A 26,426-nucleotide genomic window follows, 5' to 3' on the forward strand; every position below is an offset into this window, starting at 1 on the left:
AGATTGAGAATTGCTGTAATTGGAGCAATGGAAGAAGAAGTACGTATTTTACGTGACAAATTAGAACAAGCAGAAACAGAAACGGTTGCGGGTTGTGAATTTACGAAAGGACAATTAGCAGGACATGAAGTAATTTTGTTAAAGTCTGGTATTGGTAAAGTAAATGCAGCGATGTCAACGACAATTTTATTAGAAAGATATAAGCCGGAAAAAGTAATTAATACTGGTTCAGCTGGTGGATTCCATCACTCTCTAAATGTTGGAGATGTAGTTATTTCAACAGAAGTTCGTCATCATGACGTAGATGTAACAGCATTTAACTATGAATATGGTCAAGTACCAGGAATGCCGCCTGGATTCAAGGCTGATGAAGCATTAGTTGCATTAGCTGAGAAATGCATGCAAACAGAAGAAAGTATTCAAGTTGTAAAAGGTATGATTGCAACAGGTGATTCATTTATGAGTGATCCGAACCGCGTTGCAGCAATTCGTGATAAATTTGAAGATCTTTATGCAGTAGAAATGGAAGCAGCAGCTGTTGCGCAAGTATGCCACCAATATGAAGTTCCGTTTGTTATTATTCGTGCACTTTCTGATATTGCTGGTAAAGAATCAAATGTTTCATTTGATCAATTTTTAGATCAAGCAGCTCTTCATTCTACAAACTTTATCGTAAAAGTACTAGAAGAGTTAAAGTAATGTAACAAAAAGGCAACTGTCTCATATAAAGAACATACATACAGTTGCCTTTTCTTTATTGGCAAATAAGGGGGAGAACACGATGAATATATATCGTGGAGTTCATGAGTTAATTGGTCATACACCAATTGTGGAAATTACTCGTTTTTCACTTCCAGAAGGGGTCCGTTTATTTGCAAAGCTTGAATTTTATAACCCAGGTGGAAGCGTTAAGGATCGTTTAGGAAGAGAATTAATCGAAGATGCGCTAGAAAAAGGGCTTGTTACCCAGGGTGGAACAATTATTGAACCGACTGCTGGAAATACTGGTATTGGACTGGCACTTGCAGCGTTACAACATGATTTACGCGTTATCGTTTGTGTACCAGAGAAATTTAGTATTGAAAAACAAGAATTAATGAAAGCACTAGGCGCAAAGGTCGTGCATACACCGACTGAGCAAGGAATGACCGGTGCAATTGCAAAAGCGAAAGAGTTAGTAAATGAAATCCCGAATTCATACTCTCCAAGTCAGTTTGCGAATGAAGCAAACCCTCGTGCTTATTTCAAAACACTAGGTCCTGAACTTTGGGATGCACTTAACGGAGAGATTAACATATTTGTTGCAGGAGCAGGAACTGGCGGTACATTCATGGGGACTGCATCTTATTTGAAAGAAAAAAATATAGATGTTAAAACAGTTATCGTAGAGCCAGAAGGATCTATTTTAAATGGTGGTAAGGCTGGTTCACATGAGACCGAAGGAATTGGACTGGAATTTATCCCACCATTTTTGAAGACATCTTATTTTGATGAAATTCATACAATTTCTGATCGAAATGCATTTTTACGAGTGAAGGAATTAGCGCAAAAAGAAGGACTGCTTGTTGGGAGCTCTTCAGGAGCAGCATTTCATGCAAGTTTACTGGAAGCAGAAAAAGCGGCACCAGGTACAAATATTGTAACGATTTTTCCGGATAGTAGTGAGCGCTATTTAAGTAAAGACATATACAAAGGATGGGAATAAAAAATGAGAGCAAAGACAAAGTTAATTCATGGTATTCGCATAGGAGAACCTTCAACTGGATCTGTAAATGTACCGATTTATCAAACGAGTACGTACAAACAAGAAGCAGTTGGTAAGCATCAAGGATATGAATATTCACGTACAGGTAACCCAACGCGTGCAGCTTTAGAAGAAATGATTGCTGTATTAGAAAACGGTCATGCTGGTTTTGCATTTGGTTCAGGAATGGCTGCTATTACAGCGACAATTATGTTGTTCTCAAAAGGTGACCACGTTATTTTAACAGATGATGTGTATGGCGGAACGTACCGCGTTATTACGAAAGTATTAAACCGCTTCGGTATTGAGCATACATTTGTAGATACAACAAACCTAGAGGAAGTTGAAGAAGCGATTCGTCCAAACACGAAAGCAATTTATGTGGAAACACCAACGAACCCATTGCTGAAAATTACTGATATTAAGAAAATATCTACTCTTGCTAAAGAGAAAGACTTATTAACAATTATTGATAACACATTCATGACGCCATATTGGCAGTCGCCGATTTCTTTAGGAGCAGATATTGTGCTTCATAGTGCAACGAAATATTTAGGAGGTCATAGTGACGTAGTTGCAGGCCTAGTAGTTGTAAATAGCCCGCAATTAGCAGAAGACCTTCATTTTGTACAAAACTCAACAGGAGGCATTCTTGGGCCACAAGATAGCTTCTTACTACTTCGCGGTTTAAAAACATTAGGAATTCGTATGGAAGAACATGAAACGAATTCACGAGCTATTGCTGAATTCTTAAATAATCATCCAAAAGTAAATAAAGTATATTACCCAGGTCTTGAGTCACATCAAAACCACGAATTAGCAACAGAACAAGCAAATGGATTTGGTGCTATTATCTCATTTGATGTAGATAGTGAAGAGACATTAAATAAAGTGCTTGAGAAATTACAATACTTTACACTTGCTGAAAGTTTAGGGGCAGTAGAAAGTTTAATTTCTATCCCATCTCAAATGACACATGCATCAATCCCAGCAGATCGCCGCAAAGAATTAGGAATTACAGATACATTAATTCGTATTTCTGTCGGTATTGAAGATGGTGAAGATTTAATTGAAGATTTAGCACAAGCGTTAGCATAATAAAAATGCACTGCTCATATAGGGCAGTGCATTTTTATGATATTATTTTGTGAAATATTTCACAAAATAGACATACACAAATGAAGTAATTTCATGTATATTAAGTTCATGAAATGTTACTCACGAACAAACTTGTGAAATGTTTCACAAACAATGAGATTCATGTAGGAAAGCAACTCTATTTTTTTTGCGCTAATCGGGACTGAATATGACCTACAGGGTCTTATTTAGTCCAAGATAGCAGAATAGGAGGAATTTACATGGTAGTCAAAGAGAAAGTTGTAAATGAAATGCAGGAAGTAAAAGAGATGATTGATACGTTAGTAAAGAACGGTCGAAAGGCTTTACAAGCATTAGAAAGTTTTACACAAGAGGAAATTGACAACATTGTTCATGAAATGGCATTAGCAGGTGTTGATCAACATATGCCGCTAGCAAAATTGGCAGTTGAAGAAACAGGCCGTGGTGTATATGAAGACAAATGCATTAAAAATATTTTTGCCACTGAATATATTTGGCATAGTATAAAGCAAGATAAAACAGTAGGAATTATTCACGAAGATCCTCATGAAGAAATAATAGAAATCGCGGAACCTGTCGGTGTAGTAGCTGGGGTAACGCCAGTAACGAATCCAACGTCGACAACAATGTTTAAAGCATTAATCGCGATAAAAACGAGAAATCCAATTGTTTTCGCATTTCATCCTTCCGCACAAAAATGTTCTGTAGCAGCGGCGAAAACCGTATATGATGCAGCGATGAAAGCTGGTGCACCAAAACACTGTATTCAATGGATTGAAAGACCGTCTGTTGAAGCGACGAAACAATTAATGAACCATGATGGTGTAGCACTCGTTCTAGCAACTGGAGGCGCTGGTATGGTGAAATCAGCTTACTCTACTGGAAAACCAGCGTTAGGCGTTGGTCCTGGTAATGTACCGTGTTATATAGAAAAATCAGCACATGTAAAACGAGCTGTTAATGATTTAATTTTATCGAAAACATTTGATAACGGTATGATTTGTGCATCGGAACAAGCAATCATTGTCGATAAAGAAATCTATGATGATGTGAAAACTGAAATGATTGAAAACAATTGTTATTTTGTAACAGAAGAAGAAAGAAAAAAATTAGAAAAGCTCGTTATAAATGAAAATACATGCGCAGTAAATAGTGATATTGTAGGGAAATCAGCACAGTATATTGCCGATTTAGTTGGAATTACTGTACCTGAACATACAAAAATGCTTGTAGCTGAAATAAAAGGTATTGGGGCAGCATATCCACTATCTCGTGAGAAGTTGAGTCCAGTATTAGCTTGTGTAAAAGCAAATTCATTAGAAGAAGGATTTACATATTGCGAAGAAATGTTAAACCTCGGTGGTTTAGGACATTCAGCAGTTATTCATTCTACAAATAAAGATGTGCAAAAGCAATTTGGGTTACGTATGAAAGCTTGCCGTCTCATTGTAAATGCACCCTCATCACAAGGTGGAATAGGGGATATATATAATGGATTTATTCCATCACTTACGCTTGGTTGTGGTTCATACGGAAAGAATTCAGTTTCCAAAAATGTAACAGCGACGCATTTATTAAATATAAAAAGGCTGGCAAATAGAAAAAAGAATATGCAGTGGTTCAAATTGCCACCAAAAATTTATTTTGAAAAACATGCTACAGCGTATTTAGCAAATATGCCTAACATTTCACGTGCATTTATTGTAACGGATCCAGGGATGGTTGAGCACGGATATGTAGATACAGTTACGCATTATTTACGTAAACATGCAAATGATGTAAAAGTTGAAGTTTTCTTTGAGGTCGAGCCAGATCCATCAGATGAAACTGTGTTTAAAGGTGCGGAAATGATGAGAAGCTTTAAGCCAGATGTAATTATTGCACTTGGTGGTGGTTCAGCAATGGATGCAGCGAAAGGGATGTGGTTATTCTATGAGCATCCAGAAACGACATTCTATGGCATTAAACAGAAGTTTTTAGATATAAGAAAACGTACATGTAAATATCCGGAATTAGGAAATAAGGCGCAGTTTGTTGCGATTCCAACAACATCAGGAACAGGATCAGAAGTGACACCATTTGCGGTTATTACAGATAAGAAAAATAATATAAAGTATCCACTCGCAGATTATGAATTAACACCAGATGTAGCAATTGTTGATCCGCAATTTGTAATGACAGTACCACCACATGTAACAGCAGATACTGGTATGGATGTTTTAACACATGCAATTGAGGCGTATGTGTCTGTTATGGCAAATGACTATACAGATGGATTAGCATTAAAAGCTATTGATCTCGTATTTAAATATTTACCAAGAGCATTTAAAGATGGAACTGATGAAGAAGCACGAGAAAAAATGCATAATGCTTCTGCAATCGCAGGAATGGCATTTGCCAATGCTTTTCTAGGTATTAATCACAGTTTAGCACATAAGATTGGACCAGAATTCCATATTCCACACGGGCGCGCAAATGCCATTCTAATGCCGCACGTAGTCCGCTATAATGCTATTAAGCCAAGAAAACACGCATTGTTCCCAAAATATGAGCACTTTGTGGCTGATGAACGCTATGCACATATAGCGAGAATGCTTGGGCTTCCAGCAAGCTCAGTAGCAGAAGGGGTGGAATCACTCGTCCAAGCAATTATTGAGCTTGGAAAAAGCTTAAATATTAATATGAGTATTATGGGACAAGGAGTCGATAAAGAGCAATTTGAAGAGGTTGTTGGAGTATTAGCAGAAAGAGCTTTTGAAGATCAATGTACAACTGCTAATCCAAAGTTACCGCTTATTTCAGAGCTGAAAGAAATTTATATGGAAGCATATAAAGGTGAGTAATGGTTATGAAAGAGTCGCAATAAAGCGACTCTTTTTCTTTTGGAAAACATCTCCCAGAATGGCTGTATTTACTGGTCTTTCAGTTTCATAGAATATGATACAGTGAAATGGAGGAGTGAGAATATAATGAAAGAATTACAAGGGAAAATAGAAGATTATACTCGGTTCGGACAAATTCTTCTCGCCGTAAGTACATTGTTAATGGTTGGCTTATTGATTCCGAATGGAGCAAAAGAGACAATCCAATTTTTTGTTATGATGGGGAGCATCGTTATATTTTTAAGTTTATCGTTCTTTTTCTTTCAGCGTGTGAAAGTGATGCGTGACCAGCTAGAGGAAAATGAATGTGAATAATATTATCAACTAGAGCGCGGCGAAAAGAAAGAATCTTTTTGTCGCGATTTTTGTTTTTTGTAGAAAAATGTATGCGTTTCATGTTGACAATGATAATCCTTATCAATTAAAGTAGAGTGGTAGTTAATGATTATCATTATCAATTAGAGGTGAAGAAATGAAAAAATCTATTACGCTATTTACAGCGATTTTATCTATTTTTTTCTTGTTAATAGGTTGCAGTGCCAAAGGGGACGAAAAAGCGTCTGCAACCAAAACAGAAAAAGGAAAAGAAAAAATCGAAATTACCGACCTGTCAGGGAGAAAGGTAACATTCGATAAAGTACCAGAAAGTTTTGCAACATTAAGTATGGGGGACATGGATGTTATTCATGCTTTAGGTGGAAAAATAGTAGGTCGTCCGGATACGAAATTAACTCTTCCAGAGGAGTTAAAGAAAGCACAAGTAATCGGGAATGCACATCAACCGAATTTTGAGAAAATTGCTAGTTTAAAGCCCGATGTACTTGTTGCTAACAATGGATTCCAAAAGAATGTGCCAACGGTTGAAGGACAAGGAACGAAAGTAATCATTTCTTCTGCGAATTCTGTACAAGATATTCAAAAGAATATTGAACTATACGGAACGATGATGAAGAAAGAAGATAAAGCAAAAGAAATTAATCAAAAAATGAATGATCAAATGAAGAAATATGAGAAAAAGAGTGATGTGAAAGCATTGCTAGTGTATGGCGCACCAGGTACTTATTTAGCGGCATTACCAACATCTTTATCAGGTGATATTTTAGAAAAAACAGGCGGGAAAAATATTGCTTCTGATTTTCCAGAAACGAAAGAATATCCGCAATATGCACAGCTAAGTGTAGAACGTATTATTGAGGCGAATCCAGATGTGATTTATTTAATTACACACGGAGATCCAAAAAGTGTGAAAAAGGCATTCGAAGGCGAAATGATGAAAAATGAAGCGTGGAAAAATTTAGATGCAGTAAAACAAAACCGCGTAGTTATTTTGCCACCTGATTTATTTGGATCTAATCCTGGGACAAAAGTTACAGAAGCAATGGACTTTATGTATAAAAGTATACAAGATGTAAGGAAATGATACGTATGGAAATTAGTGAAGTAGTAAGAGAAAAGAAACATCCTTTTGCGAAAAAAAGATGGATAATAGCAGTTACTTTAGCTGTATTAACAATCCTAGGCCTCTTTTACGGTCTTTTCGCAGGAAGTGTATCCTTTTCTGTACGAGACATTTTAACAGGTATACAAGATGAAGGTTCGACAGTTCATCGAATTGTATGGGATCTTCGCATACCGAGAGTGCTCATTGGGTTTATAGTAGGAACATGTTTAGCTGCATCTGGTACACTGCTGCAAGGGGTTATGAGAAACCCTCTTGCAGATCCTGGTATTATCGGGGTTTCGTCTGGAGCAGGCCTTGTAGCAATTGTAATTATGATTTTATTCCCTCAGCATATGGCTATTTTACCGCTCGGGGCGTTTTTAGGAGCCTTCATAACGGCGATGGTCATTTATGCTTTATCGTGGCAAAAAGGGGCACCACCTTCAAGAATCGTCTTAGTAGGAGTGTCGATCAATGCATTAATTGGTGCAGCAACGTCAGCATTAATGTTATTACATAGTGACAAAGTACAATCCGTGTTGCCGTGGCTAGCGGGCGGCATTGGTGGTGTGAGCTGGGCACATTTAAACATGATTATTTATTATGCAATATTCGCCATTATATTAGCTTTCTTTGGTATTAAGCATATTCGAGTGTTAATGCTTGGAGATGAAATGGCAAAGTTATTAGGACATAATGTGGAAAAAAGTCGGTTTTATTTAATTGTAGTAAGTACATTATTAGCTGGAATTGCAGTAAGCGTGTCTGGTCTTATTGGATTTGTCGGTCTTGTCGTACCACATATGCTACGTTTATTAGTTGGAAATGATTATAGATATTTGCTACCTTTATCATGCCTTGGCGGCGGGGCATTACTTGTTTTTGCGGATGCAATAGCTCGAAGTTGGTTCGATCCAATTGAATTGCCTGTTGGTATTTTACTGTCCTTCTTAGGTGGTCCGTTCTTCTTATATTTAATTCATAGAGGAGGAAAACAACGTGATTTCCGTTAACAAAGTGTTTTATGCACACTCTGAAAGATTTCAAATGCAAAATATGAATGTACATATTAAGGCTGGAGAAATCGTTAGTTTAATTGGTCCGAATGGATCGGGAAAATCTACTTTGCTTCGTTTAATAGCAAGGCTACTGAAACAAAGCGAAGGGGACATCATTTTAGATGGGAAAAATATTCATATGATGAAGAGTGCTGATGTAGCGAAGCAATTAGCAATGTTACCACAAATGCATGATCATCAATTAGATTTAACAGTGAAAGAACTAATTGAGTTCGGAAGAGGTCCACATAAATCATGGAGTAGCCGTTTAAATAAAGAAGATGAAGAAATTGTTGATTGGGCATTGTCTGTTACAAATCTTGAAGGGTATGAATATCGTCTTCTACACTCTTTATCAGGAGGGGAACGGCAACGTGCTTGGATTGCGATGACGCTAGCGCAACGTACAAATGTCTTATTATTGGATGAACCAACAACCTTTTTAGATATCGTTCACCAGTTAGAAGTAATGGAACTTGTGAAACGATTAAATGAGGAGTTTGGAATGACAATTATAATGGTTTTACATGACATTAACCAAGCTGCTCAATATAGCGATCGTTTACTTGTATTAAAGCGAGGAAAGATTCAGTATGATGGTATACCAGAAGAAGTGCTATGCCATGAAATGTTTCAACATGTATTTGGTATAGATGTAGATATTTTTCTAGGAAATGGCAAGCCGTTTTTTACACCGAAACGAATTTCTAAAAGGGGAGAAGAGCGATGCAAACAGAAGAGCGTATTACCACTGAATTAGTAAGAGAATTTGTTATGGCAGCTCACGGGGATTTAGAGAAAGTACAAGAGCTATTGGTTGAATCGCCAAGCTTACTTCACGCCTCTTATAATTGGGGTGGATCAGATTGGGAAAGTGCGCTAGGGGCATCGGCACATGTAGGTCGTAAAGATATTGCTCTTTATTTACTAGAAAAGGGTGCTCGGATGGATATTTTTGCAGCAGCTATGCTTGGTGAATTAGAAGTTGTACAAGCTATTTTAGTAGCTCAACCAGAAGCATTGCGTGCATCTGGTCCTCATGGTATTTCTCTTCTTCAGCATGCACGAATGGGTGGAGAGAAATCTAAGCGTGTATATGATTATTTAGCAATACTATCTTAATGAACGAAGGAAGTTCTTATGTGCGGTAAACTTTTCACTTGAAACAATTGGAAAGTTTACCGCCCGTTAGAACGGGATAAGTATCTAGTATATTTGAAAATCCTACACCCCCCTCAATTGTAGTTTTCTTTATGCTAGTTATGATATGGATGCAGTGGACAATATTTGTCTACTGCCTTTTTTATTTTTTATGAATTGAATATTCTGTATTTTTATATTCGCTCATTTATAATAGATAGTAACATTTAGTATATATCCAATACATGATCGTGTAGTTAAGTACAAATTTGTAGGAAGGAGTGCAGAGATGTTTCATACAGAGCGTTTACAAATTCGCAAATATATAATGGATGATTTACAGTTCTACGCTTCACTATGGGGAAATGAGAAGGTAATGCGCTATATTGGAAATGGGACGTTAAAAACATATATGCAGTGTAAAAAAAGTCTGGAGGAATGGGTGATTCCTAGCTATAAAAACGGTCTTGGTTTATTTGTATTGATTGAAAAGGAAACGGGAACAAGAATTGGTCATGCAGGGCTGGTAAAGCAACAGATAGATGGAAAAGAGGAAATTGAAATTGGTTATTGGCTACTACCTCAGTATTGGGGAAAAGGGTATGCGAAAGAAGCAGCGGCAGCATTTCGAGACTATGGCTTCCAAGCGTTACAAATGAATAAATTAATTTCTCTTATTAATCCGGACCATCCTGCCTCAATCTTTGTTGCCAGAAAAACAGGGCTTAGTTATGAGAAAACAACTTCATTTCATGGGATGGATGTTCTCGTTTATTCCATTAAACGCGTTGGATGAAAAAAGGTAAATTGCATCTTTTGAAGAATGGTATATAAAAATAAAGGGGGGATTACATGTATATTTACCATAATGGACTTATTATTCGTGAGGGAACGAATGGTGTGCCAGCATATGCAATTAAAGCTTTGTTTGAAGATGCCGGTTGGAGCAATGATAATATCCCTTCTTGGCAAATTGAAAAATTTACGATAGCATTCGAAAATTCAACATGGGCATTTACAATTTGGGATGAAGAAGAGATGATTGCGATGGTTAGAGTCATTTCTGATGGAATTATGATCGCGAACATAGTAAATTTAGTTGTGAAGTGTGAATATAGAGGGAAGGGATTAGGTAAGAAGCTTGTAGCTCTTTGTTTGCAAAAACTTCCCCACGGTGATTGGTTTGCACATACATCAGCGAACAATTTTGATTTTTATAGAAGCTGTGGATTTGAAGTTAGAGAGTTATCGAAAAATGGAACATGTGCGTATTATGGATATCAAGTCGCGAAAAGAGATGGTCACCGATAAATGAATGGAAAGTAAAAAAAGTATAGCGAGGTAATTTTGAGCCTTTTGATAATAGAGAAAGGATTGAGGCTCTTTTTATGCTAAAATAAAAGAAAATTCAGTTTATTATTAGGGGGATAAAAATGAGTATAAAAGTTGGGGATGTATTTAAATATGAAAGAAGATTTACTGAGGAAGAAGTTTTTGAATTTGCAAATATTACCGGTGATAAAGGTAGACACCATGTGGAATATGATGAAAATGGAAGATTAATGGTTCATGGTTTATTGACTGCTAGTATTGGGACGAAAGTGGGAGAAGAGTTACATTACATAGCAAGAGAATTAGTAAGTGAGTTTATTAGACCAGTTTTCACAGGAGATACGATCACTTGTGAATTAACTTTAACAAATGTTGAGCAAATGGAAGGCTATAAAAAAGTTTCAATCGAGTCAGTTTATCGCAATCAAGATGAAAAGACTGTGCTAGTTGGGACAAGTTACGGAATTATAAGGGGATAAAAAAAGAAGCCTGTAAATCGAAGGCACTGAAAAAGTGATTGCTTTGAAAAAATAACGTGTATTTTATCGATATATAGAAAAACAAAGGAGCCCATCACCTGTATATAGTAGGTGGTGGACTCCTTTTTCTTATTAGGCGGACTTTTTCAGTGGCCCCTGTAAATCAGGCTTCTTTTTTTATTTAGTAAACACGTTTTCGATTTTCCGCATGGCTAGAGATAAGTAATAATGCAGTTTCTTCCCCTATATTGCGAACAATATGAGGAACACATGCATTCCAGGAGAAAGAATCACCTTCTTCTACTATTGCAATGTCTTCTCCGTGCTGAACTTCTAGTCTTCCGCGTAATACAAGGTGACATTCTTCCCCTTCATGGGCATTTGGTGTGTTTTCTTTCGGAAACCCAGCAGGAATTTCTACCAGATTTAGACGAAGCCCACCTTGCTCAGCAACATGTTCAATTCTTTGTTCATCTTTTCCGTATACACTGTATTTACGCTCTACCTTTTTGACAACTTTCAACCGATCTTTTTGTTCTAACAATAAATAGGGAAGGGGAACGTTTAAAAAATTGGAGATCGTTTCTAAAGTTGAGATAGATGGTGATGTTTTATTATTTTCAACCTGACTCATAAATCCTTTAGAAAGACCTGTCCCCTCACAAATTTGTGCGATTGTTATGCCTCTACGTTGACGAATTTCACGTATTGCAGAACCAATATTCATAAAATCAAGCTCCTTTTTGTAAACAACTATTTGTATCATAGCAAAAAAAATATATTTTTTCCCAGTGAAAATGAATTGACGAATAAAAAAATTTAGTGTATGTTTTGTAATATAAATAAAAGATTTGTATAAGAAAACTATAAAGGAGAGAAAGAAATGAATCAACATATCGGTAACTTAATTATTCGTATCGTGTTAGGGGTAACGTTCTTCATGCACGGTTTAACAAAATTCCAATCAGGAATTGACAATATTGCAGGGTGGTTTACAAGCATTGGTTTACCAGGAGGACTTGCATACGGTGTAGCAACATTTGAATTAGTTGGAGGCCTATTATTAATTCTAGGTTTAGGTGTAAGATATATTGGATTATTATTTGCACTAGTTATGGTTGGAGCAATTGTAAAAGTAAAATGGTCAGCTGGCTTATTAGGAGATGGGAAAAATCCTGGCTTCGAATTAGAACTTGCATTACTAGCAATGGGTGCGTACTTATTTGTTGCGAAAGCGGATGGTTTTGTAGATAATTTCTTAAAAGAGAAAATGTCAAAGAAGAACTAATTTAAATGGGGGGCTAACAAGATGAGTTTTCAACTTCATCCCGATACAACACTTGATGTTGTTCATTTATACGTATCAAATATAAAGAAATCACTAGAGTTTTATACAGAAGTACTAAGTATGAAAGTACTAAAAGAAGATGAAATGGTCGTTACATTTGGGAATGAAAATAACGAGCCACTCCTTATCATTGAAGAAAAGAAAGAAGCCTTACCAAAGCAAAGAGGGAGAACGGGGTTATATCATTACGCAATTTTATTACCAAGCAGACAGGATTTAGCGAATATCCTTCGTCATCTTGTAGAAATGGTATATCCACTGCACGGCGGAGCCGACCATTACTTTAGTGAGGCCCTTTATTTAGCTGATCCAGATGGAAACGGGATTGAAATTTATCATGATCGCCAAAAAGAAGTTTGGCGTGATGAGAATGGAGAACTACCATTTGTTAGTAACCCGTTAGCTGGTGAAGAATTATTGCAGCAAGGAAGTACATGGAGTGGATTTCCAGCTGGTACTGTGATGGGACATATTCATTTCCATGTAGCTGATTTGGAAGAAGCGAAACGTTTCTATGTGGATGGTCTTGGCTTTGAAGTAACGATCCCAGCTCGTAATGGAGCGTTGTTCGTATCGGCAGGTGGCTACCATCATCATATCGGTTTAAATACGTGGCAAGGTGAAGGAATACTACCGCAAATGCCAAATTCCGTTGGCCTGAAATATTTCACAATTGTACTAGCAGATGAAAAACAAAAAGAGCAAGTATGTGAAAGTTTAAAAAATATTGGCAAGATTGCTACGTACAAAGAAGGAATATTACAAGTTGTGGATCCATTTGGACATTGTATCCATTTCAAAATAAAAGGAGAAGCCTAAAAAGGCTTCTCTTTTTTTACTTTCTTATAATTGCTTTTTCGTTTTGTAAAAATAGTTCATCAAATTGTTTTGCAAGCTCAAAATCTAGTTTCGTTAAACCTTTCGCATTCCAAGATGACAAAGTAATAATAACTGCTTTATACTGAATAAGGATAAATGGATGGTGATTATGTTCTTCTGATAGTTTGGCGGCTTCAGAGACAAATTCGACTCCTTTTAAGTAGTCGGAAAACATATATTTTCGTTCAATCCATTTCTCATCTTTTACCATCCATTTATCAACCTTCAATAATTCCTCGTGAACTTCTTCTTCAGTTAATCTTAGCATCATTTTTCACATCCTTTACTGGAAGTAACGCAAGACCATTGTTAATAAGGCGTGTTACAGCTTCGTCAGTTGTGAAAGTAGAAAGTTGATGTAGTAATGCTGCCGATGTTTCATGCCCTTTGTTATGCTCTAAAAGTAACTCTAATACTTCAAGGCGCAGCAACCATTCTTTCGCATAAAATTTATTTAATACTTCTTGAATTGCTACTAATTGATCGATATGCGCGTCGTGTAAAATCCCCTCACTTCGAATATCTCGAACTGTTTGATACATACGTTCAAGTTCATTCAGTACAAGTGGAGCAGGAATTTCTTGAACTTCTTCATCCACTGGGAAAAATGCTGCGGCATCTGCGGCACCTGGGAATACTGAAGTGATTTGTGAGCCAACAGCCATATCAAATGCGCCCCATGAAGCATCAAATAAAACGCGGGCGTTATAAGTAACTGTGCAATCGATAAAGGAAATAAGAGCAATTTTCTTATCGTTTTTTACAATATCTGTTACTGTTCCTTTTACATGAATACCACTTGCAAAAGTAAACTCAGCGATAGTTCCAATTGTAATTCCTAATGATTGTAGTTGTTCGTCTGTACAATTTTCTAATGCAATATTTTCAGTGAGTAATCCAATCGGTGTTCCAAATCCGTCACTGTGTACAGAAGTAGAATGATTCTCTAACTGTTTATTATGAAGCGCTAATGCCGTTGGCGAATTTGTTCGCATGTAAATTAATTCACCTGCATCGTTTTCAATTGTCTCGCTAAATGTACCTGTAATTTGTAATCCGCTATTTAGCTCAGCTGTTGCATAGTTCTCAGAGCGAATTGCTTTTTCTAAACCTTCTTTTCCACCTGTTTTAAAGGCCATTGTTTTAGAAAATGTTTCAAGCGCATCTGTTAATTCTTCAAAGGACTTACAAACAAATAGTTGTGGTTGCATTTTTGTTACGTCATAAGTTGTTCCTGTACATGCTTCGATAGAAAATGGAACCTTTTCTACAGCGTCTGTTAAGCAATGTTTGCTTTCGCCAACAGAAGAAAGGAGACCGGCACCATATATTTTTGGATCATCTATATTTCCAATCAATCCATATTCTACTGTCCACCAGAAAAGACGTGAAATTTGTTCAGCTTCTGATAAACCAGAAACTAAGTTTTGTTTTTCAATTACAGCATTTTCAGCAGCCTTAACTTCATCAGGAGTAGAAGTAGGGCTTTCTTTTACTATCGTTAATGTACGAACAGCTTCAAATGCATCATGTTCTTCTTTTGTAGAGAAAGCTTTTGCACCAATTTGCCCAAAACGTTTCACATATTTTGCATATGTAGGATCAAGTAAAATCGGTGCGTGTCCTGCGGCTTCGTGTACGATATCTGGAGCTGGTGTGTACTCGATATTTTCTACTTTCCGAATATCTGTTGCGATCGGTAGTAATCCGTGTCCTTGAAAATCGAAGAATGCTACGCCGGGAATAAGTCCGTCAATCGTTACAGCGCCCCAGCCACTTGGTGCCAAACACTCATTCATTTCTTCTACCTTAGGAATTGCATCTATATTAATACCAGATGATTGTAGTCCGTTCACATAGGCTGGATGAGCAACGTCTTTTAAGAAGCTATGATTTTGTCTCATAATATAACGCCACACAGCGTGATTCACCGGTGTGTATTGATCATAATGTTGTGTGGATACGAATGGTTTTAAATGCGATGGAATTTCTGTTTTCTTTGTCATTTAGACATCCTCCTTTTTTCAATAAAATTGAATATCGATTTCGTATAGCTTGTATCACCTCCTTTCATTTTTTGTAAGCGCTTATAAAATTTTATCATAAGATTCGGAATTATTTAACATCTGTTTCTGTGAGAAATAGAAAAAGCCCCTATCGGAAAATCCGATAGGGGCGAAAGAATCGCGGTACCACCCTATTTGTAAGTGAAAATATACTTACATCTCAATTAATGATAACGGAAAAATTCCGTCTTTTCCTTCATGCGTAAAAGCACTACGAAAAAGAAGCTCCAGAATTGTAATTCATACTTATATATGTGCTAATTTCCACCGACCATTAGCTCTCTGTAACAGGGATATAAAATACTACTGCGATTCTTTCAACGCGTATATATGAAATTTTGTAAGAGGATGGACGCAGAAAAGTCCCTATCGGAAAATCCGATAGGGACGATAAAAAATCGCGGTACCACCCTATTTGTAAACAACTAATTGTTTACCACTCACTTTACGATAACGGAAAGATCCGTCTTTCTCTTCATGCATAAAAAGCATTACGGGAAAGAAGCTCCAGAATTGTAATTCACGCTTGTATATGTACTGATTCGCACCAACCATCAGTTCTCTGAGACAGGGATATAAGTCGCTACTAGTATTCCTTCAAAGCCGATATATAATTCGTTCAACTAAACTATGTTTTGTATTATAAAACTATATTTAAAAAGTTGTCAACAATAATTTTTTATTTCACTTCTAAATCAACATTTAAATTAGATGTATTTCCAGCTGCATCAGTTGCTACAATAATATCATTTAATGTTTTTGCAGTGACTCAGCAGGGGTGCTTAAAGCTCCAAAACTTGAAAAGACGAGCACCATACTTAATAGTGTAGATGTAGTTTTTTTTATTGAAACTCCCTTTGGTAAAAAGTGTGAATATTCCGGAAGGTTACCTTGCATTTTTGTTATGAAATATTAATTCGAATGTTGGCTAAACTATACTTTCGACATAATTCATACCAATCCTCTTTGAATTAAAAATTTCTTGGGAAATTTTTTCTGATTATGTCGAATGGGGATTTTTCACATATTGTAGGTGGGAGGTGAGGAATGCTATGAGGGAAATGGAGGAGTGTTATGAAAAAGGTTATAGCAAGTGTCATCGTAGTATTATTCATATTTTTAAGTTCAATTACTATTATTAAAGCAGAAAATAGCGAAGTGAAAATTGCTTTTATTCGTCATCATAACCTTTGGATTAAAGTTGATGGAAAAGAAAAACAAATAACAAAAGGTGAGTACATAACAGGACCGAAATGGTCTCATGATGGAGGATGGATTGCCTATGCTAAAGGAAAGAAACAAAATCGTTTTGAACTGTATCGGCTGAAAGATGGAAAAAAAGTTGCACCGTTTCAATCAGAAGTATCGAATTATCAATGGTCACCGAAAGAGAATATAATTGCATTTGTATTTGCGGATACATTAAATATGTTTGACGTCCAAAAAAAGAATACAGATTTTGAAAATGTATCGGCAGGTGTAGGTGACTATGCATGGTATCCTGATGGGCAAAAGTTTCTTGTATCCTCTGAAGCACACTTACTTCCAACAGGATGGACAGGAGCTCAGCTATATGAAGTGCAAAAAGATGCACATATGAATCCTCACAAAATGAAGCATTTGTATGCATTACCAAATGAACATGATGATTTCCTAGCACTAGTTGCAAGTGGCTTTAAGTGGTCACCAGATCAAAAGTGGATTTCATTTTTAGCAGTACCGACAGCTTCATGGTCAGCTGATAGTAATACGCTTTGCTTAGTTCGTGCAGATGGCGGTCGGTTTGAAAAAGTAGATCAAATGTTATTAAACGCACAATGGTTTCAATGGGCGCCATCAAAAAATATATTAGCCTATATTGAAGGAGGCGGGAGAGTTGCGTTAGAGAATAAACATTTAAAAGTAAAAGAACTGCCAGCACTTCAGCAGAACACATTTACACCGAAAGGATATGTTGATTGGGATTTTACATGGAAGAACGATAACGTAATTATCGTGTCACGAGCAAAAGAGGCAGGGATAGAAACTCCACCAGAAAAAAGGCCACTACCATCTTTATATGAAGTCGATAGTGCAAGCAATGCACAGCATCAAATCACAAAGCAAACGAACAAGCAAGGAGATTACCACCCGATCTTCATGAAGAAGAGTAATCGATTAATATGGATACGTTCAGACCGTAAGAAAGCTAATGTATGGATTGTCCATAGTGATGGGAAACAGGAAAAGAAGTGGATTGAAAATATAGATGTACCAGAGTGGTATTACGAGAGATGGAATTGGGAAAATGTCATCTCGGTGAAAGAAGAATAAAAAACCTGCCTAAAAGATAATTTTAGGTAGGTTTTTTATTGTTATTTATGTGTTTTATTTGGCTTTTTTTTCGCTGGGTTTCCGTTCCCTTGACGTTTTCTATTTTGTTCATCTTTTGCTTGTTTTTCATGCAGTGTATCTAAAAATTCATTCGAGTTACTCATTTTTCTATCGCTCCTTTCATCTTGTCCTAATTACTATAACCATTTAGGAGGATAATCATGAGATAAAAAAGTTAAGCACTTAGTTTTCTTCGATAGTATACATAAAATATGCCATACGTAATAAATAGCATAAATAAAATTTGTAACTCTACATTTTCTTGTAAAATAGTTGCGACGGGATCTGGTAAGTAAGGTGATGTATCGTTCGTTTCTACACCTAACCATTTGTTTAAGAGGTTAATGGTACAAAACATAAAAACACCGGACCAGCTTGCAATAATTGCCTTCTGCTTAATTTTTGTTTCACGTTCATCATCTGTAATCCAAGGATTAGCAGTTTTATCACTGCTAAAAAATCCGTTTATATATCCCCATATAATCATTCCAATTAAGATGGTTATCCATTTCATATTTGTAATTCCCCTCCCGGTTGTAAAAAATATTTTACATATATAATTGTAATGTTTTCTAATTATTTGTGTCAAATCTTTTTTACATATCGGTTTTTCACATAGCAGGAATAAAGGATGGAATAGGGAAGAAATATGTAAGAGGATTTCATAGAGAGAGGAGGATGAGTATGAAACTCATCTTTGTTCGGCACGGTGAAGGAGAACATACAAAAGATTTGCCGTCAAGTTTACAAGTGCTTCATCCATCATTAACAGATGAGGGAAGGAAGCAGGCTAAATTACTTCAATGCAATGTGCCATTGCAAGAAACGGATATATTAATTGCTAGCCCTACACTTAGAACTTTACAAACGGCGACAATATGGAGTGAGAAAGTAGCTTGTCAAAAAATCGTCCATCCATATGTATCCCCACGTATTTTTCCTTATCGAGAAGGTGCGAAAACATTACTATGCGATCACATAGTAGATCAGGGAATAATAACAAATTTATTTCCACATTTTTCGATTGAGAATAGCACAAATAAGCAGCTATGGACGGAAGGTATAAATACTATTTCAGAGCATAGTTTTCAGCAAATAGTAGATGAATTTATTCTTTGGTGCTATGAACTCGGCGCTGAAAGAATTTGCATTGTATCTCACGACGGAACAATTACAGCATATAGACAATACTTACAGAATGTCGTTTTAACTAGATCTGATTTTTTGCAAGAAACGGGTATATATGAAATGGATGTATCCCTTAAAAGAATCTAATTATAGGATGGAGGGTGCATGTTGAATGTTGCACTAGTAGTTGGTTTTAATTCTGATTTAGAGGCGCAATCAATTCGAGCATCGCTTGAATATTTTGGGGCAAGAGTTGTAACATATTGGATTGGTAGACCGAAAGATTTCATCGATATTCTTTCTGGAAAGGGTTTATATAATGATATCAATTATGTTGTCTTTTGCTTTCATGGTGAGGAAGGAAAGTTTGTCATGGAAGAATTAGGTGAAGATATATATGAACAAGATGAACCGAGGGGATACTTTGGTGCAGCAGAAATTAATAAATATGCAAAATTGCATAATACACATATTGTAAATAGTGGGTGTACGTTAGGGGAACGAAAACTAGCAGAATCTTTTCTACGCAGTGGAGCGAAATCGTACATTGGATCGATAGATTATGTAGACGGGAATGCAGCACTTATGTTTACAATACGCTTATTTTATGGGCTTATTAACCATGAAAAAACGTTAGAATGTGCTTTTCAAGAGGCGAAATTAATCGATGAGGAGACACATACATTTCAATTCTATAAATAGTGAAAACGCATTTATTTTATATTCGAATAAATGCTTTTCACATTTAACTCACATTTTTTTTACATTTTTTCAATGAAAATGATTATCACTTATGGTATGATATGTTCAAGTTTTTACAGGTAATAAAAGTTACTATATAAACGTTAGTTTTTAATGTTTCATACATATGTCACGAATTATTCATAATTAATGTTTGTAAAATAAGTAACTAATGTTATTATATTATCTGTAACTGAATTAATTACAACTTTAGGAGGAAGATATGGTTATTCAATTTTTAAGAGAAAACAAAGCAGTTTCTTTTGTGTTAGCAGTAATCCGAGTGTATCTTGGTTACACATGGCTAATGGCTGGAATCGGTAAACTACAAGGAAAAGGTTTCGATGCAACTGGTTATTTACAAGGTGCAATTGAAAAATCTAAAGGAGCACAACCGGCTGTTCAATCTTGGTGGGCATCATTTTTACAAGATTTCGCAATTCCAAATGTTGATCTATTTAATACACTTGTAACGTGGGGAGAAATTTTAGTCGGAATTGGTTTAATTGTAGGCTGTTTAACAAAAACAGCGGTCTTTTTCGGTCTTGTAATGAACTTTTCCTATATGTTTAGTGGGTCAATTGGTGTGAACCCTGAACTGGTTATCTTATCTATGTTTGTTCTTGTTTCTGGTATGAACGCTGGAAAACTTGGACTTGATGGCTTTGTTATCCCAAAAGTTTTAGGATCAAAAACTCAAAAACGCCAAAAGCAAGCTGCTTAATATATGAAAACGGGTATCTCAAAATGAGATGCCCGTTTTATTTTTCAGTAATTATAGGGTTTTTGTCAAAGAAATCTTTCACATACCCTACAAATTCCTGTGGTTCCTGCCGAAATGGTGCGTGATAACCTTTTTCGATAATATGGAAAGTACTATTTTTTAAGAACTGATGATACGTTTCTCCTTCTTTCCAAGAAACGCTACTATCATTTCTTCCCCATATAATTAAGGTTGGTTGTTTCATTTCAGTTGCATTGATTTGAAGACGTCTAGGCCATAATTTCATTTTATTGTAATGCTCTTCATCATTACGTTTAAACTTCACTTTGCCCTCATCATAATCTGCAATAGCAGAAACGGTATTTAAGTTAGTCGATAACTGTGGTTTTGGTGAACCTTGTTTATTAACGAATGTATGAGGACCACCTGTAGCATCAGTTAAAATAAGGTGGGTAACGGCTTCAGGATATAAATATGTTAAATTAAGAGAAATTTCTCCGCCCATTGAGTGGCCCAGTATTGCAAACGAATCGTAACCTAGTTTTTTCATTAATTTATAATACAAATTTGCATGAGTTGGGAAAGAATAATAAAAATCCATCGGCTTAGATGAGCGTCCGAATCCTAAAGCATCTACAGAAATAATTGTATGATCTTTTGCTAAGTCTGAGTAAATCTTTTGAAAACCATCTGAGGATCCTCCAAATCCATGGATCATAAGTAAAGGTGGTTTTTCATTACCAATCTTTTTGAAGTAAATGGTTTGACCATCTATTTCGACCATTTTTTCCTCGGTAGCTAGTTTTGCTGTAAGTGTATTTTTAACTTGTTTTACTTGTTCTACTGGCTTTTTTGCTGCACTACATCCTACTAATAGTGTAAGAGTAAGACAACCTACCATAAAATAGCTAAATCGCTTCAATTAGGTGTCCCCTTTCTAACATAACGCTGTATCTATCATAGCAAATAGCATATTACGATTTCCAGGAAGTTGGCTACCATTTTTTATCATAAGAGGTGAAAGGAGCGTTTCTTGGAAATTTTCTGTTTGAAGAAATTTGCGAAATGAAAATTGTGAATGTGGGACATCAATCCTCACTGTGCCATTCCAACATTCACATATGTTTTGTAGTAATTGAATAGCATCTTCTTCTCGTTTGGTGATAAGTGGATTGATACATAATATATTACCTTTTTGTATGCATAAGGAAAAAGCTTCTATACAGTTATTTCTCTCAATCTTAAAAGAGTGGCTGGTTCTTGGTAATAGTAATGAATAAAGTAAAGAACGATTAGCACCAGTTGTAATTTGATCGAGAGAAATAAGCGATATAAGGTCTTTTTCTTTTACTTGTTGTGTATGAGTGATATGTGTCTTAGTAGTTTGTTTTTCAAAACGATGAATTGTCGTTACTGTTTGAAATCCGCATGATGTATAAAGAGGCTCGCCAGCTTTTGTTGCAATAAGTGCAATTGGTTGTTTTGGATGAGTGTGTTCTAAGCAGTGATTAAGCAAAATACGCCCGATGCCTCGGCCTTGAAAATTAGGATGGACGATTAACATACCAATAGTAGAAAAACTATTTTTAAAAGGAAATACCCCTCCAGCTGCAATCAGTTTATTTTCATACATATAACCGATAAATGTGCCGAGAGAAAGATACATTTCGAATTGTTTTTTCATAAATGCTTTATCTTGTAACCATCCAATAGCTTTGCAAAGGTCGAGTAAATCAAAAATAAAAGTTTTATCTAGCTTTATTATTTTCATAAATGTTCACCACATTTCTATTAATTTTCATAAAAGTAGATTGAAAATGTTAAATAAGAGATTTACGTTAAATGAAATCCAACTTGTTTATATTTAGATTGTAAAGGTCATAATGGTTGATACGAAAAGACAAAGTTATACAAATTATAACTGATATTTACATAAGTTAACAAAAAATTTACATATAACTAATTTTCTCTTAATAGTCTTCCGTTAAATTTGATAGTGGGAAATGAATAACCTAATTAGGGGGACAATACAGTGAAAAAGTTTGTGAAAAAAGCATGGCCATTTGCAGTTGTGGCGTCGTTAGCAGTTACTTCGGTGGCAACATGGAATTTTACACGTTCAAGTGAGATAAATGCAGATGAGAGCGGAAGTAATGCAAAAATCAAAAATGTTATTGTGCTAATCGGGGATGGTATGGGACCGTCTTATATGACGGCTCATCGTTATATCAAAGACAATCCAAAAACTTTTGAGATGGAATCTACAGAATTTGATAAGCATCTTGTAGGAACACAAAAAACATATCCGGAAGATGAACATGAAAATATTACAGACTCTGCATCGGCAGCAACAGCTATGTCAGCAGGGATTAAAACATATAATGCGGCAATCGCGGTTGATAATGATAAAGCAGAAGTGAAAACTGTTCTTGAACAAGCGAAAGAAAAAGGGAAATCAACAGGATTAGTTGCTACTTCTGAAATTACACATGCAACACCAGCTGCTTTCGGTGCGCATGACATTAGTCGTAAAAATATGGACGCAATTGCAAATGATTATTTTGATGAGAAAATTAAAGGGAAGCATAAAGTAGACGTTATGCTTGGCGGCGGCGTAAAAAACTTTGTTAGAAAAGATCGTAATCTTACAGAAGAGTTTAAGAAATCTGGTTATAGCTACGTAACAGATCGCAATCAATTGTTAAATGATAAAAACGATCAAATTCTAGGTTTATTTGCACCAGGCGGTTTAGATAAAATGATTGACCGTAATGAGAAGACACCTTCATTAGAAGAAATGACAAATGCAGCAATTGAGCGTTTGAACAAAAATAAAAATGGTTTCTTCTTAATGGTTGAAGGAAGTCAAATTGACTGGGCAGGACATGATAATGATATCGTTGGTGCAATGAGTGAAATGGAAGACTTTGAAAAAGCATTTAAAGCAGCGATTGAATTTGCGAAAAAAGATAAAAATACGTTAGTTATTGCAACAGCAGACCACGCTACTGGCGGATTATCTTTAGGTGCAAATGGCGAGTATAACTTTAAAGTAGAGCCAATTAAAGCTGCAAAACGCACACCAGACTTCATGGCAAATGAGATTGCAAAAGGTGCAAATGTAGAAGAAACATTAAAAAAATATATTGATTTACAATTAACACCAGAAGAAATTAAAGCGGTAAATGATATTGCTCCTTCAAAAGATGTAACAAAGATTGATAATGCAATTGAAGATATTTTCAATAAGCGTTCGGTTACAGGATGGACAACAGGTGGACATACAGGAGAAGATGTAAACGTATATGCATTTGGACCTGGTAAATACTTGTTCTCTGGCGTTCAAGAGAATACAAATATCGCTAAACGTGTCTTTGATATTGTTGGCGGTGGCGATCCGAATAAAGGAAGACGCTAATTATAAATGAAAGTGAGGCGAAATGCCTCACTTTTCTTTTTAGGAGATGGGAAGATGAGGGCTTTTTTCAGAGGGATAGGATCCCTTCTAATAGGTGTATTCTTGCTAGTTGGATGTCAATCCAAAGAGAATAAGATAGAACAAAAATCTACTACTACAAAAGCTGAGGAAAAGGTACAAATAACGAAAGAAGAAGAGAAATCGATTCAAGATGTTATGGAGAAATTTGTACAGACGACAAATGAAAAAAATCTTGCTAAACATATGGATTTATTTTCAAAGAAGATGCCTAGTGCTGAAGACTTAAAAACGCAAAAAGAAGCAGCTTTTCAAAAGGGGAATAAGAAAATTGAATTAGAACATATAGACATGAAAGCTAGTAAAGCAGGGTATGTTGTTGTTGAAACAAAGGAAAAGGAACTAGATGGGGAGGTCACTCTTCAGAAGAAAGTACAGTATGCACTTGGAAAAGAAGAGGATGGTTGGAAAATTGAAGAGGTTCGCACGATAGAGAAGAAATAAAGTTGGACTTTCCGTAAATAGCGCAAAAAGGTTCTCATTGGCGAGAACCTTTTTTTATAGTGGTAACATAATTTGATTTGAGCATGCTTCAATATCATCAATATCTTGACGGATTGTTGCCATTTTATTGTCGAGATCTTCAGCTTTCATTGCTGCATCATGCAGTTCATCTTTTAAATACTCAGGTATTTTCCCTTCATATTTATAATAGAGTTTATGCTCTAAACTTGCCCAGAAGTCCATTGCCAGCGTACGTAACTGAATTTCTGCAAATACATCTTTTGTACCAGAATTTAGTGATAAAGGATATTTAATAATCATGTGTAAACTTTTATAGCCATTTTGTTTTGGATTAGCGATATAATCTTTTACTTCTATGATTTCCATATCTTCACGTTTTTGAATGACATTTTTTAAATGATAAATATCTTCTACGAAGCAACATGTAATACGAATGCCAATGATATCTTGTAAATGCGTTTGTGCATTTTCAACTGTCGGTAATAAATTTTTACGTTCTAGCTTTTTAATAATACTTTCAGGTTGTTTTAATCTTGTTTTTATATGTTCAAACGGGTTGTAATCCTCTAAAAATTGAGCTTCCCGGTTCATAATTTCAAATTTAGTTTTTAACTCTTCTAAAGCAAATGTATACGGTAGTACAAAAGCTTTCCAATAGTTAACTGTTGATTGATTATATTCCATTTATATACACACCTTTTCCTATTTACAAGTGAGGTTGTTATTATACTAAATACCAAAGCATATAAGCGCAAGCAGCAAATGATGAGATCATAAAACGATATTTAGTTTTCATACTTTCAACTCCTTTCGAGTAAGATTCTATATGATTAAACGTGATTGTTAATAAGTTCACTATGTACAATTCCTATAGTAATAGATTCGTGTGAATTTCGTATGAACTAATTGTTTCAGCTTTTTGTCTTTTTTTGTAAAGCATCATTACTATCCATAATTTAAAGTTTTTTTATTTGATTTATCTTATTGTATAAATTAATGTATATTTAAATTTATAGTTATTAAGGAGGCTATACGGTGAACTTTGAAGAATTAGCAATGGCTAGACGTTCCGCAATGAAATTTGTACAAGGAATAGAAATCCCTGATGAGGATTTTAAAAAAATATTTGAGCTAACAAAGCTTTCTCCATCTTGTTACAATTTGCAACATACGCATTATGTCGTAATTCGTGATCAAGAGCGAAAAGAAAGATTAAAAGAGTTAGCTTTTAGGCAATATAAAGTATCGAGTGCATCTGCTGTAATACTTGTTTGTGGTGATAAGAGAGCATACCAAAATGTCGAAAATATTTATTTCGGTATGAAGGTTTTAAAGATGATTGATGAATGTGAATATGAAGATACCATTAGGCAAACGAAAGGGCTATATGAAGGAAAAGGAGAACGCTTCATGGAAGAGGAAGCGATTAGAAATGCTTCGTTAAGTGCGATGACTTTTATGTACGCTGCTAAATATTACGGCTATGATACGTGTCCAATGATTGGTTTCGATGAAAAAGCAGTACAAAGTGAATTAAATATGCCGGAGCATATAGTACCTGTTTTAATGATTACGATAGGAAAAAGTGATACTACTAAAACTCGCCCACGAGGATATCGAAAGCCGATTAGTGAGTTTGTTACATATGAGACATTTTAATAAAAAGTATAAAGTACTAAAAATAAAAGGGTTCTATTTAGAACCTTTTTGTTTTGCAATTGACAAATAGAATAAAGTTATATAACATATAAATCGTAATCATTACGTTTTATTTGCAATCTTTGAAAGAAAGGAGAATTACATATGCGTGTAAATATTACCTTAGCTTGTACGGAGTGCGGAGATCGTAATTACATTTCTAAAAAAAATAAACGAAATAATCCAGAGCGCATCGAACTAAAAAAATATTGTCCACGATTAAAGCGAGTAACGTTACATCGTGAAACGAAGTAGAAGACTAGAGATATTTCTAGTCTTTTTTTTCTTATAGTTCTTTGGTTTTGTTTGTTAT

30 protein-coding genes, 1 pseudogene and 2 other annotated features are annotated in these 26,426 nt (G+C 35.6%); of the genes and pseudogenes, 22 read left to right on the forward strand and 9 right to left on the reverse strand.

Annotated elements, in window-relative coordinates; translation table 11 throughout:
* Nucleotides 1-3: 3 nt before the first annotated feature.
* The 12 genes from mtnN to CO726_RS00140 all read left to right on the forward strand — a co-directional run bounded on the left by mtnN (nucleotide 4) and on the right by CO726_RS00140 (nucleotide 11,195).
* Nucleotides 4-699 (forward strand): 5'-methylthioadenosine/S-adenosylhomocysteine nucleosidase, encoded by a 696-nt coding sequence (gene mtnN, locus CO726_RS00080; protein WP_099682944.1) that lies wholly within the window; start codon nucleotides 4-6, stop codon nucleotides 697-699.
* An 82-nt stretch (nucleotides 700-781) separates the two neighbouring features.
* Nucleotides 782-1,705: an O-acetylserine dependent cystathionine beta-synthase gene (locus tag CO726_RS00085; protein WP_099682945.1), complete on the forward strand. Its 924-nt coding sequence runs from the start codon at nucleotides 782-784 to the stop codon at nucleotides 1,703-1,705.
* Nucleotides 1,706-1,708: 3 nt separating this feature from the next.
* On the forward strand, nucleotides 1,709-2,842 hold the full coding sequence (locus CO726_RS00090; protein WP_001201908.1) for a bifunctional cystathionine gamma-lyase/homocysteine desulfhydrase: 1,134 nt from the start codon (nucleotides 1,709-1,711) through the stop codon (nucleotides 2,840-2,842).
* A gap of 260 nt (nucleotides 2,843-3,102) precedes the next feature.
* Entirely contained in the window at nucleotides 3,103-5,706 is a 2,604-nt protein-coding gene (gene adhE, locus CO726_RS00095) for a bifunctional acetaldehyde-CoA/alcohol dehydrogenase (RefSeq protein WP_099682946.1), read from the forward strand.
* 126 nt (nucleotides 5,707-5,832) lie between these two features.
* Nucleotides 5,833-6,060, forward strand: coding sequence for a YrhC family protein (locus tag CO726_RS00100; RefSeq protein WP_033657341.1), 228 nt, complete (start codon nucleotides 5,833-5,835; stop codon nucleotides 6,058-6,060).
* Between the two features lie 157 nt (nucleotides 6,061-6,217).
* Entirely contained in the window at nucleotides 6,218-7,165 is a 948-nt protein-coding gene (locus tag CO726_RS00110; RefSeq protein ID WP_099682948.1) for an ABC transporter substrate-binding protein, read from the forward strand.
* 5 nt (nucleotides 7,166-7,170) lie between these two features.
* Nucleotides 7,171-8,199 carry a FecCD family ABC transporter permease gene (locus tag CO726_RS00115; protein WP_136699282.1) on the forward strand — a complete coding sequence of 343 codons (1,029 nt, stop codon included), beginning with the start codon at nucleotides 7,171-7,173 and terminating at the stop codon, nucleotides 8,197-8,199.
* Nucleotides 8,186-9,004, forward strand: a complete 819-nt coding sequence (locus tag CO726_RS00120) for an ABC transporter ATP-binding protein (protein ID WP_099682950.1) — start codon at nucleotides 8,186-8,188, stop codon at nucleotides 9,002-9,004. The genes CO726_RS00115 and CO726_RS00120 overlap by 14 nt, the downstream gene beginning before the upstream one ends.
* On the forward strand, nucleotides 8,971-9,366 hold the full coding sequence (locus CO726_RS00125) for an ankyrin repeat domain-containing protein (RefSeq protein ID WP_001192766.1): 396 nt from the start codon (nucleotides 8,971-8,973) through the stop codon (nucleotides 9,364-9,366). The genes CO726_RS00120 and CO726_RS00125 overlap by 34 nt, the downstream gene beginning before the upstream one ends.
* A gap of 307 nt (nucleotides 9,367-9,673) precedes the next feature.
* Nucleotides 9,674-10,180 (forward strand): GNAT family N-acetyltransferase, encoded by a 507-nt coding sequence (locus tag CO726_RS00130; RefSeq protein WP_099682951.1) that lies wholly within the window; start codon nucleotides 9,674-9,676, stop codon nucleotides 10,178-10,180.
* A 56-nt stretch (nucleotides 10,181-10,236) separates the two neighbouring features.
* Nucleotides 10,237-10,695 carry a GNAT family N-acetyltransferase gene (locus CO726_RS00135; protein WP_099682952.1) on the forward strand — a complete coding sequence of 153 codons (459 nt, stop codon included), beginning with the start codon at nucleotides 10,237-10,239 and terminating at the stop codon, nucleotides 10,693-10,695.
* A 122-nt stretch (nucleotides 10,696-10,817) separates the two neighbouring features.
* Nucleotides 10,818-11,195, forward strand: coding sequence for a hotdog family protein (locus CO726_RS00140; RefSeq protein WP_016080227.1), 378 nt, complete (start codon nucleotides 10,818-10,820; stop codon nucleotides 11,193-11,195).
* Nucleotides 11,196-11,376: 181 nt separating this feature from the next.
* Here the strand turns inward: CO726_RS00140 and CO726_RS00145 are convergent, their stop codons facing one another.
* Complete coding sequence (locus CO726_RS00145; RefSeq protein WP_098760931.1) at nucleotides 11,377-11,922, reverse strand: helix-turn-helix domain-containing protein; 546 nt, start codon at nucleotides 11,920-11,922, stop codon at nucleotides 11,377-11,379.
* A 156-nt stretch (nucleotides 11,923-12,078) separates the two neighbouring features.
* On the opposite strand from CO726_RS00145, the gene CO726_RS00150 reads away from it, so the two are divergent.
* Nucleotides 12,079-12,483, forward strand: coding sequence for a DoxX family protein (locus CO726_RS00150; protein WP_001071553.1), 405 nt, complete (start codon nucleotides 12,079-12,081; stop codon nucleotides 12,481-12,483).
* Between the two features lie 21 nt (nucleotides 12,484-12,504).
* On the forward strand, nucleotides 12,505-13,362 hold the full coding sequence (locus CO726_RS00155; protein ID WP_099682953.1) for a VOC family protein: 858 nt from the start codon (nucleotides 12,505-12,507) through the stop codon (nucleotides 13,360-13,362).
* A 16-nt stretch (nucleotides 13,363-13,378) separates the two neighbouring features.
* Here the strand turns inward: CO726_RS00155 and CO726_RS00160 are convergent, their stop codons facing one another.
* From CO726_RS00160 to CO726_RS33315, 3 genes and pseudogenes are all read right to left on the reverse strand, one after another.
* Nucleotides 13,379-13,693 carry a 4a-hydroxytetrahydrobiopterin dehydratase gene (locus CO726_RS00160; RefSeq protein ID WP_000979537.1) on the reverse strand — a complete coding sequence of 105 codons (315 nt, stop codon included), beginning with the start codon at nucleotides 13,691-13,693 and terminating at the stop codon, nucleotides 13,379-13,381.
* Entirely contained in the window at nucleotides 13,674-15,428 is a 1,755-nt protein-coding gene (locus CO726_RS00165; RefSeq protein WP_099682954.1) for an aromatic amino acid hydroxylase, read from the reverse strand. The genes CO726_RS00160 and CO726_RS00165 overlap by 20 nt, the downstream gene beginning before the upstream one ends.
* Before the next feature lie 162 nt (nucleotides 15,429-15,590).
* Nucleotides 15,591-15,818: a binding site (T-box leader), on the reverse strand.
* Between the two features lie 50 nt (nucleotides 15,819-15,868).
* Nucleotides 15,869-16,098: a binding site (T-box leader), on the reverse strand.
* A gap of 146 nt (nucleotides 16,099-16,244) precedes the next feature.
* Nucleotides 16,245-16,334, reverse strand: a pseudogene (locus tag CO726_RS33315) (serine protease); the annotation flags it as partial.
* A gap of 228 nt (nucleotides 16,335-16,562) precedes the next feature.
* On the opposite strand from CO726_RS33315, the gene CO726_RS00170 reads away from it, so the two are divergent.
* Nucleotides 16,563-17,801, forward strand: coding sequence for a TolB family protein (locus CO726_RS00170; protein WP_099682955.1), 1,239 nt, complete (start codon nucleotides 16,563-16,565; stop codon nucleotides 17,799-17,801).
* Between the two features lie 41 nt (nucleotides 17,802-17,842).
* Here the strand turns inward: CO726_RS00170 and CO726_RS00175 are convergent, their stop codons facing one another.
* Together CO726_RS00175 and CO726_RS00180 are read right to left on the reverse strand one after the other, a co-directional pair.
* Nucleotides 17,843-17,965, reverse strand: a complete 123-nt coding sequence (locus CO726_RS00175) for a DUF4023 domain-containing protein (protein WP_000071866.1) — start codon at nucleotides 17,963-17,965, stop codon at nucleotides 17,843-17,845.
* Between the two features lie 71 nt (nucleotides 17,966-18,036).
* On the reverse strand, nucleotides 18,037-18,375 hold the full coding sequence (locus tag CO726_RS00180; protein WP_099682956.1) for a phosphoglycerate mutase: 339 nt from the start codon (nucleotides 18,373-18,375) through the stop codon (nucleotides 18,037-18,039).
* Between the two features lie 170 nt (nucleotides 18,376-18,545).
* Between CO726_RS00180 and CO726_RS00185 the strand changes: the two genes are divergently transcribed.
* From CO726_RS00185 to CO726_RS00195, 3 genes are all read left to right on the forward strand, one after another.
* A complete protein-coding gene (locus CO726_RS00185) occupies nucleotides 18,546-19,136 on the forward strand; it encodes a histidine phosphatase family protein (protein ID WP_099682957.1) in 591 nt (196 codons plus the stop codon).
* A gap of 18 nt (nucleotides 19,137-19,154) precedes the next feature.
* Nucleotides 19,155-19,691: a CHAT domain-containing protein gene (locus tag CO726_RS00190; RefSeq protein ID WP_099682958.1), complete on the forward strand. Its 537-nt coding sequence runs from the start codon at nucleotides 19,155-19,157 to the stop codon at nucleotides 19,689-19,691.
* 262 nt (nucleotides 19,692-19,953) lie between these two features.
* Nucleotides 19,954-20,454 (forward strand): DoxX family protein, encoded by a 501-nt coding sequence (locus tag CO726_RS00195; RefSeq protein WP_099682959.1) that lies wholly within the window; start codon nucleotides 19,954-19,956, stop codon nucleotides 20,452-20,454.
* Nucleotides 20,455-20,491: 37 nt separating this feature from the next.
* Here the strand turns inward: CO726_RS00195 and CO726_RS00200 are convergent, their stop codons facing one another.
* The gene (locus CO726_RS00200; protein ID WP_098760924.1) at nucleotides 20,492-21,376 is read right to left on the reverse strand and encodes an alpha/beta fold hydrolase; all 885 of its coding nucleotides are present in this window, start codon (nucleotides 21,374-21,376) and stop codon (nucleotides 20,492-20,494) included.
* Between the two features lie 15 nt (nucleotides 21,377-21,391).
* Complete coding sequence (locus tag CO726_RS00205; protein ID WP_099682960.1) at nucleotides 21,392-22,225, reverse strand: GNAT family N-acetyltransferase; 834 nt, start codon at nucleotides 22,223-22,225, stop codon at nucleotides 21,392-21,394.
* A 261-nt stretch (nucleotides 22,226-22,486) separates the two neighbouring features.
* Here CO726_RS00205 and CO726_RS00210 point away from each other — a divergent pair, with 261 nt between their 5' ends.
* Nucleotides 22,487-23,872, forward strand: coding sequence for an alkaline phosphatase (locus CO726_RS00210; RefSeq protein WP_099682961.1), 1,386 nt, complete (start codon nucleotides 22,487-22,489; stop codon nucleotides 23,870-23,872).
* Nucleotides 23,873-23,926: 54 nt separating this feature from the next.
* Nucleotides 23,927-24,394: a hypothetical protein gene (locus CO726_RS00215; RefSeq protein ID WP_099682962.1), complete on the forward strand. Its 468-nt coding sequence runs from the start codon at nucleotides 23,927-23,929 to the stop codon at nucleotides 24,392-24,394.
* A 54-nt stretch (nucleotides 24,395-24,448) separates the two neighbouring features.
* Here CO726_RS00215 and CO726_RS00220 read toward each other — a convergent pair whose 3' ends face one another.
* Entirely contained in the window at nucleotides 24,449-25,099 is a 651-nt protein-coding gene (locus CO726_RS00220; protein WP_099682963.1) for a GTP pyrophosphokinase, read from the reverse strand.
* A 351-nt stretch (nucleotides 25,100-25,450) separates the two neighbouring features.
* Here CO726_RS00220 and CO726_RS00225 point away from each other — a divergent pair, with 351 nt between their 5' ends.
* Nucleotides 25,451-26,074: a nitroreductase family protein gene (locus CO726_RS00225; RefSeq protein ID WP_099682964.1), complete on the forward strand. Its 624-nt coding sequence runs from the start codon at nucleotides 25,451-25,453 to the stop codon at nucleotides 26,072-26,074.
* A gap of 144 nt (nucleotides 26,075-26,218) precedes the next feature.
* The gene (gene rpmG, locus CO726_RS00230) at nucleotides 26,219-26,368 is read left to right on the forward strand and encodes a 50S ribosomal protein L33 (protein ID WP_001265617.1); all 150 of its coding nucleotides are present in this window, start codon (nucleotides 26,219-26,221) and stop codon (nucleotides 26,366-26,368) included.
* The last annotated feature ends 58 nt before the right edge of the window (nucleotides 26,369-26,426 follow it).

The organism is Bacillus fungorum, assembly GCF_002746455.1.
GTDB classification, from domain to species: domain Bacteria; phylum Bacillota; class Bacilli; order Bacillales; family Bacillaceae_G; genus Bacillus_A; species Bacillus_A fungorum.

What these genes read in the sequence shown, in the direction of transcription:
- CO726_RS00085 (WP_099682945.1), top strand. Translation starts at nt 782, where the DNA reads ATGAATATATATCGTGGAGTTCATGAGTTAATTGGTCATACACCAATT.
- CO726_RS00090 (WP_001201908.1), top strand. Translation starts at nt 1,709, where the DNA reads ATGAGAGCAAAGACAAAGTTAATTCATGGTATTCGCATAGGAGAACCT.
- adhE (WP_099682946.1), top strand. Translation starts at nt 3,103, where the DNA reads ATGGTAGTCAAAGAGAAAGTTGTAAATGAAATGCAGGAAGTAAAAGAG.
- CO726_RS00100 (WP_033657341.1), top strand. Translation starts at nt 5,833, where the DNA reads ATGAAAGAATTACAAGGGAAAATAGAAGATTATACTCGGTTCGGACAA.
- CO726_RS00110 (WP_099682948.1), top strand. Translation starts at nt 6,218, where the DNA reads ATGAAAAAATCTATTACGCTATTTACAGCGATTTTATCTATTTTTTTC.
- CO726_RS00115 (WP_136699282.1), top strand. Translation starts at nt 7,171, where the DNA reads ATGGAAATTAGTGAAGTAGTAAGAGAAAAGAAACATCCTTTTGCGAAA.
- CO726_RS00125 (WP_001192766.1), top strand. Translation starts at nt 8,971, where the DNA reads ATGCAAACAGAAGAGCGTATTACCACTGAATTAGTAAGAGAATTTGTT.
- CO726_RS00130 (WP_099682951.1), top strand. Translation starts at nt 9,674, where the DNA reads ATGTTTCATACAGAGCGTTTACAAATTCGCAAATATATAATGGATGAT.
- CO726_RS00135 (WP_099682952.1), top strand. Translation starts at nt 10,237, where the DNA reads ATGTATATTTACCATAATGGACTTATTATTCGTGAGGGAACGAATGGT.
- CO726_RS00140 (WP_016080227.1), top strand. Translation starts at nt 10,818, where the DNA reads ATGAGTATAAAAGTTGGGGATGTATTTAAATATGAAAGAAGATTTACT.
- CO726_RS00145 (WP_098760931.1), bottom strand. Translation starts at nt 11,922, where the DNA reads ATGAATATTGGTTCTGCAATACGTGAAATTCGTCAACGTAGAGGCATA.
- CO726_RS00150 (WP_001071553.1), top strand. Translation starts at nt 12,079, where the DNA reads ATGAATCAACATATCGGTAACTTAATTATTCGTATCGTGTTAGGGGTA.
- CO726_RS00155 (WP_099682953.1), top strand. Translation starts at nt 12,505, where the DNA reads ATGAGTTTTCAACTTCATCCCGATACAACACTTGATGTTGTTCATTTA.
- CO726_RS00160 (WP_000979537.1), bottom strand. Translation starts at nt 13,693, where the DNA reads ATGATGCTAAGATTAACTGAAGAAGAAGTTCACGAGGAATTATTGAAG.
- CO726_RS00165 (WP_099682954.1), bottom strand. Translation starts at nt 15,428, where the DNA reads ATGACAAAGAAAACAGAAATTCCATCGCATTTAAAACCATTCGTATCC.
- CO726_RS00170 (WP_099682955.1), top strand. Translation starts at nt 16,563, where the DNA reads ATGAAAAAGGTTATAGCAAGTGTCATCGTAGTATTATTCATATTTTTA.
- CO726_RS00175 (WP_000071866.1), bottom strand. Translation starts at nt 17,965, where the DNA reads ATGAGTAACTCGAATGAATTTTTAGATACACTGCATGAAAAACAAGCA.
- CO726_RS00180 (WP_099682956.1), bottom strand. Translation starts at nt 18,375, where the DNA reads ATGAAATGGATAACCATCTTAATTGGAATGATTATATGGGGATATATA.
- CO726_RS00185 (WP_099682957.1), top strand. Translation starts at nt 18,546, where the DNA reads ATGAAACTCATCTTTGTTCGGCACGGTGAAGGAGAACATACAAAAGAT.
- CO726_RS00190 (WP_099682958.1), top strand. Translation starts at nt 19,155, where the DNA reads ATGTTGAATGTTGCACTAGTAGTTGGTTTTAATTCTGATTTAGAGGCG.
- CO726_RS00195 (WP_099682959.1), top strand. Translation starts at nt 19,954, where the DNA reads ATGGTTATTCAATTTTTAAGAGAAAACAAAGCAGTTTCTTTTGTGTTA.
- CO726_RS00205 (WP_099682960.1), bottom strand. Translation starts at nt 22,225, where the DNA reads ATGAAAATAATAAAGCTAGATAAAACTTTTATTTTTGATTTACTCGAC.
- CO726_RS00215 (WP_099682962.1), top strand. Translation starts at nt 23,927, where the DNA reads ATGAGGGCTTTTTTCAGAGGGATAGGATCCCTTCTAATAGGTGTATTC.
- CO726_RS00220 (WP_099682963.1), bottom strand. Translation starts at nt 25,099, where the DNA reads ATGGAATATAATCAATCAACAGTTAACTATTGGAAAGCTTTTGTACTA.
- rpmG (WP_001265617.1), top strand. Translation starts at nt 26,219, where the DNA reads ATGCGTGTAAATATTACCTTAGCTTGTACGGAGTGCGGAGATCGTAAT.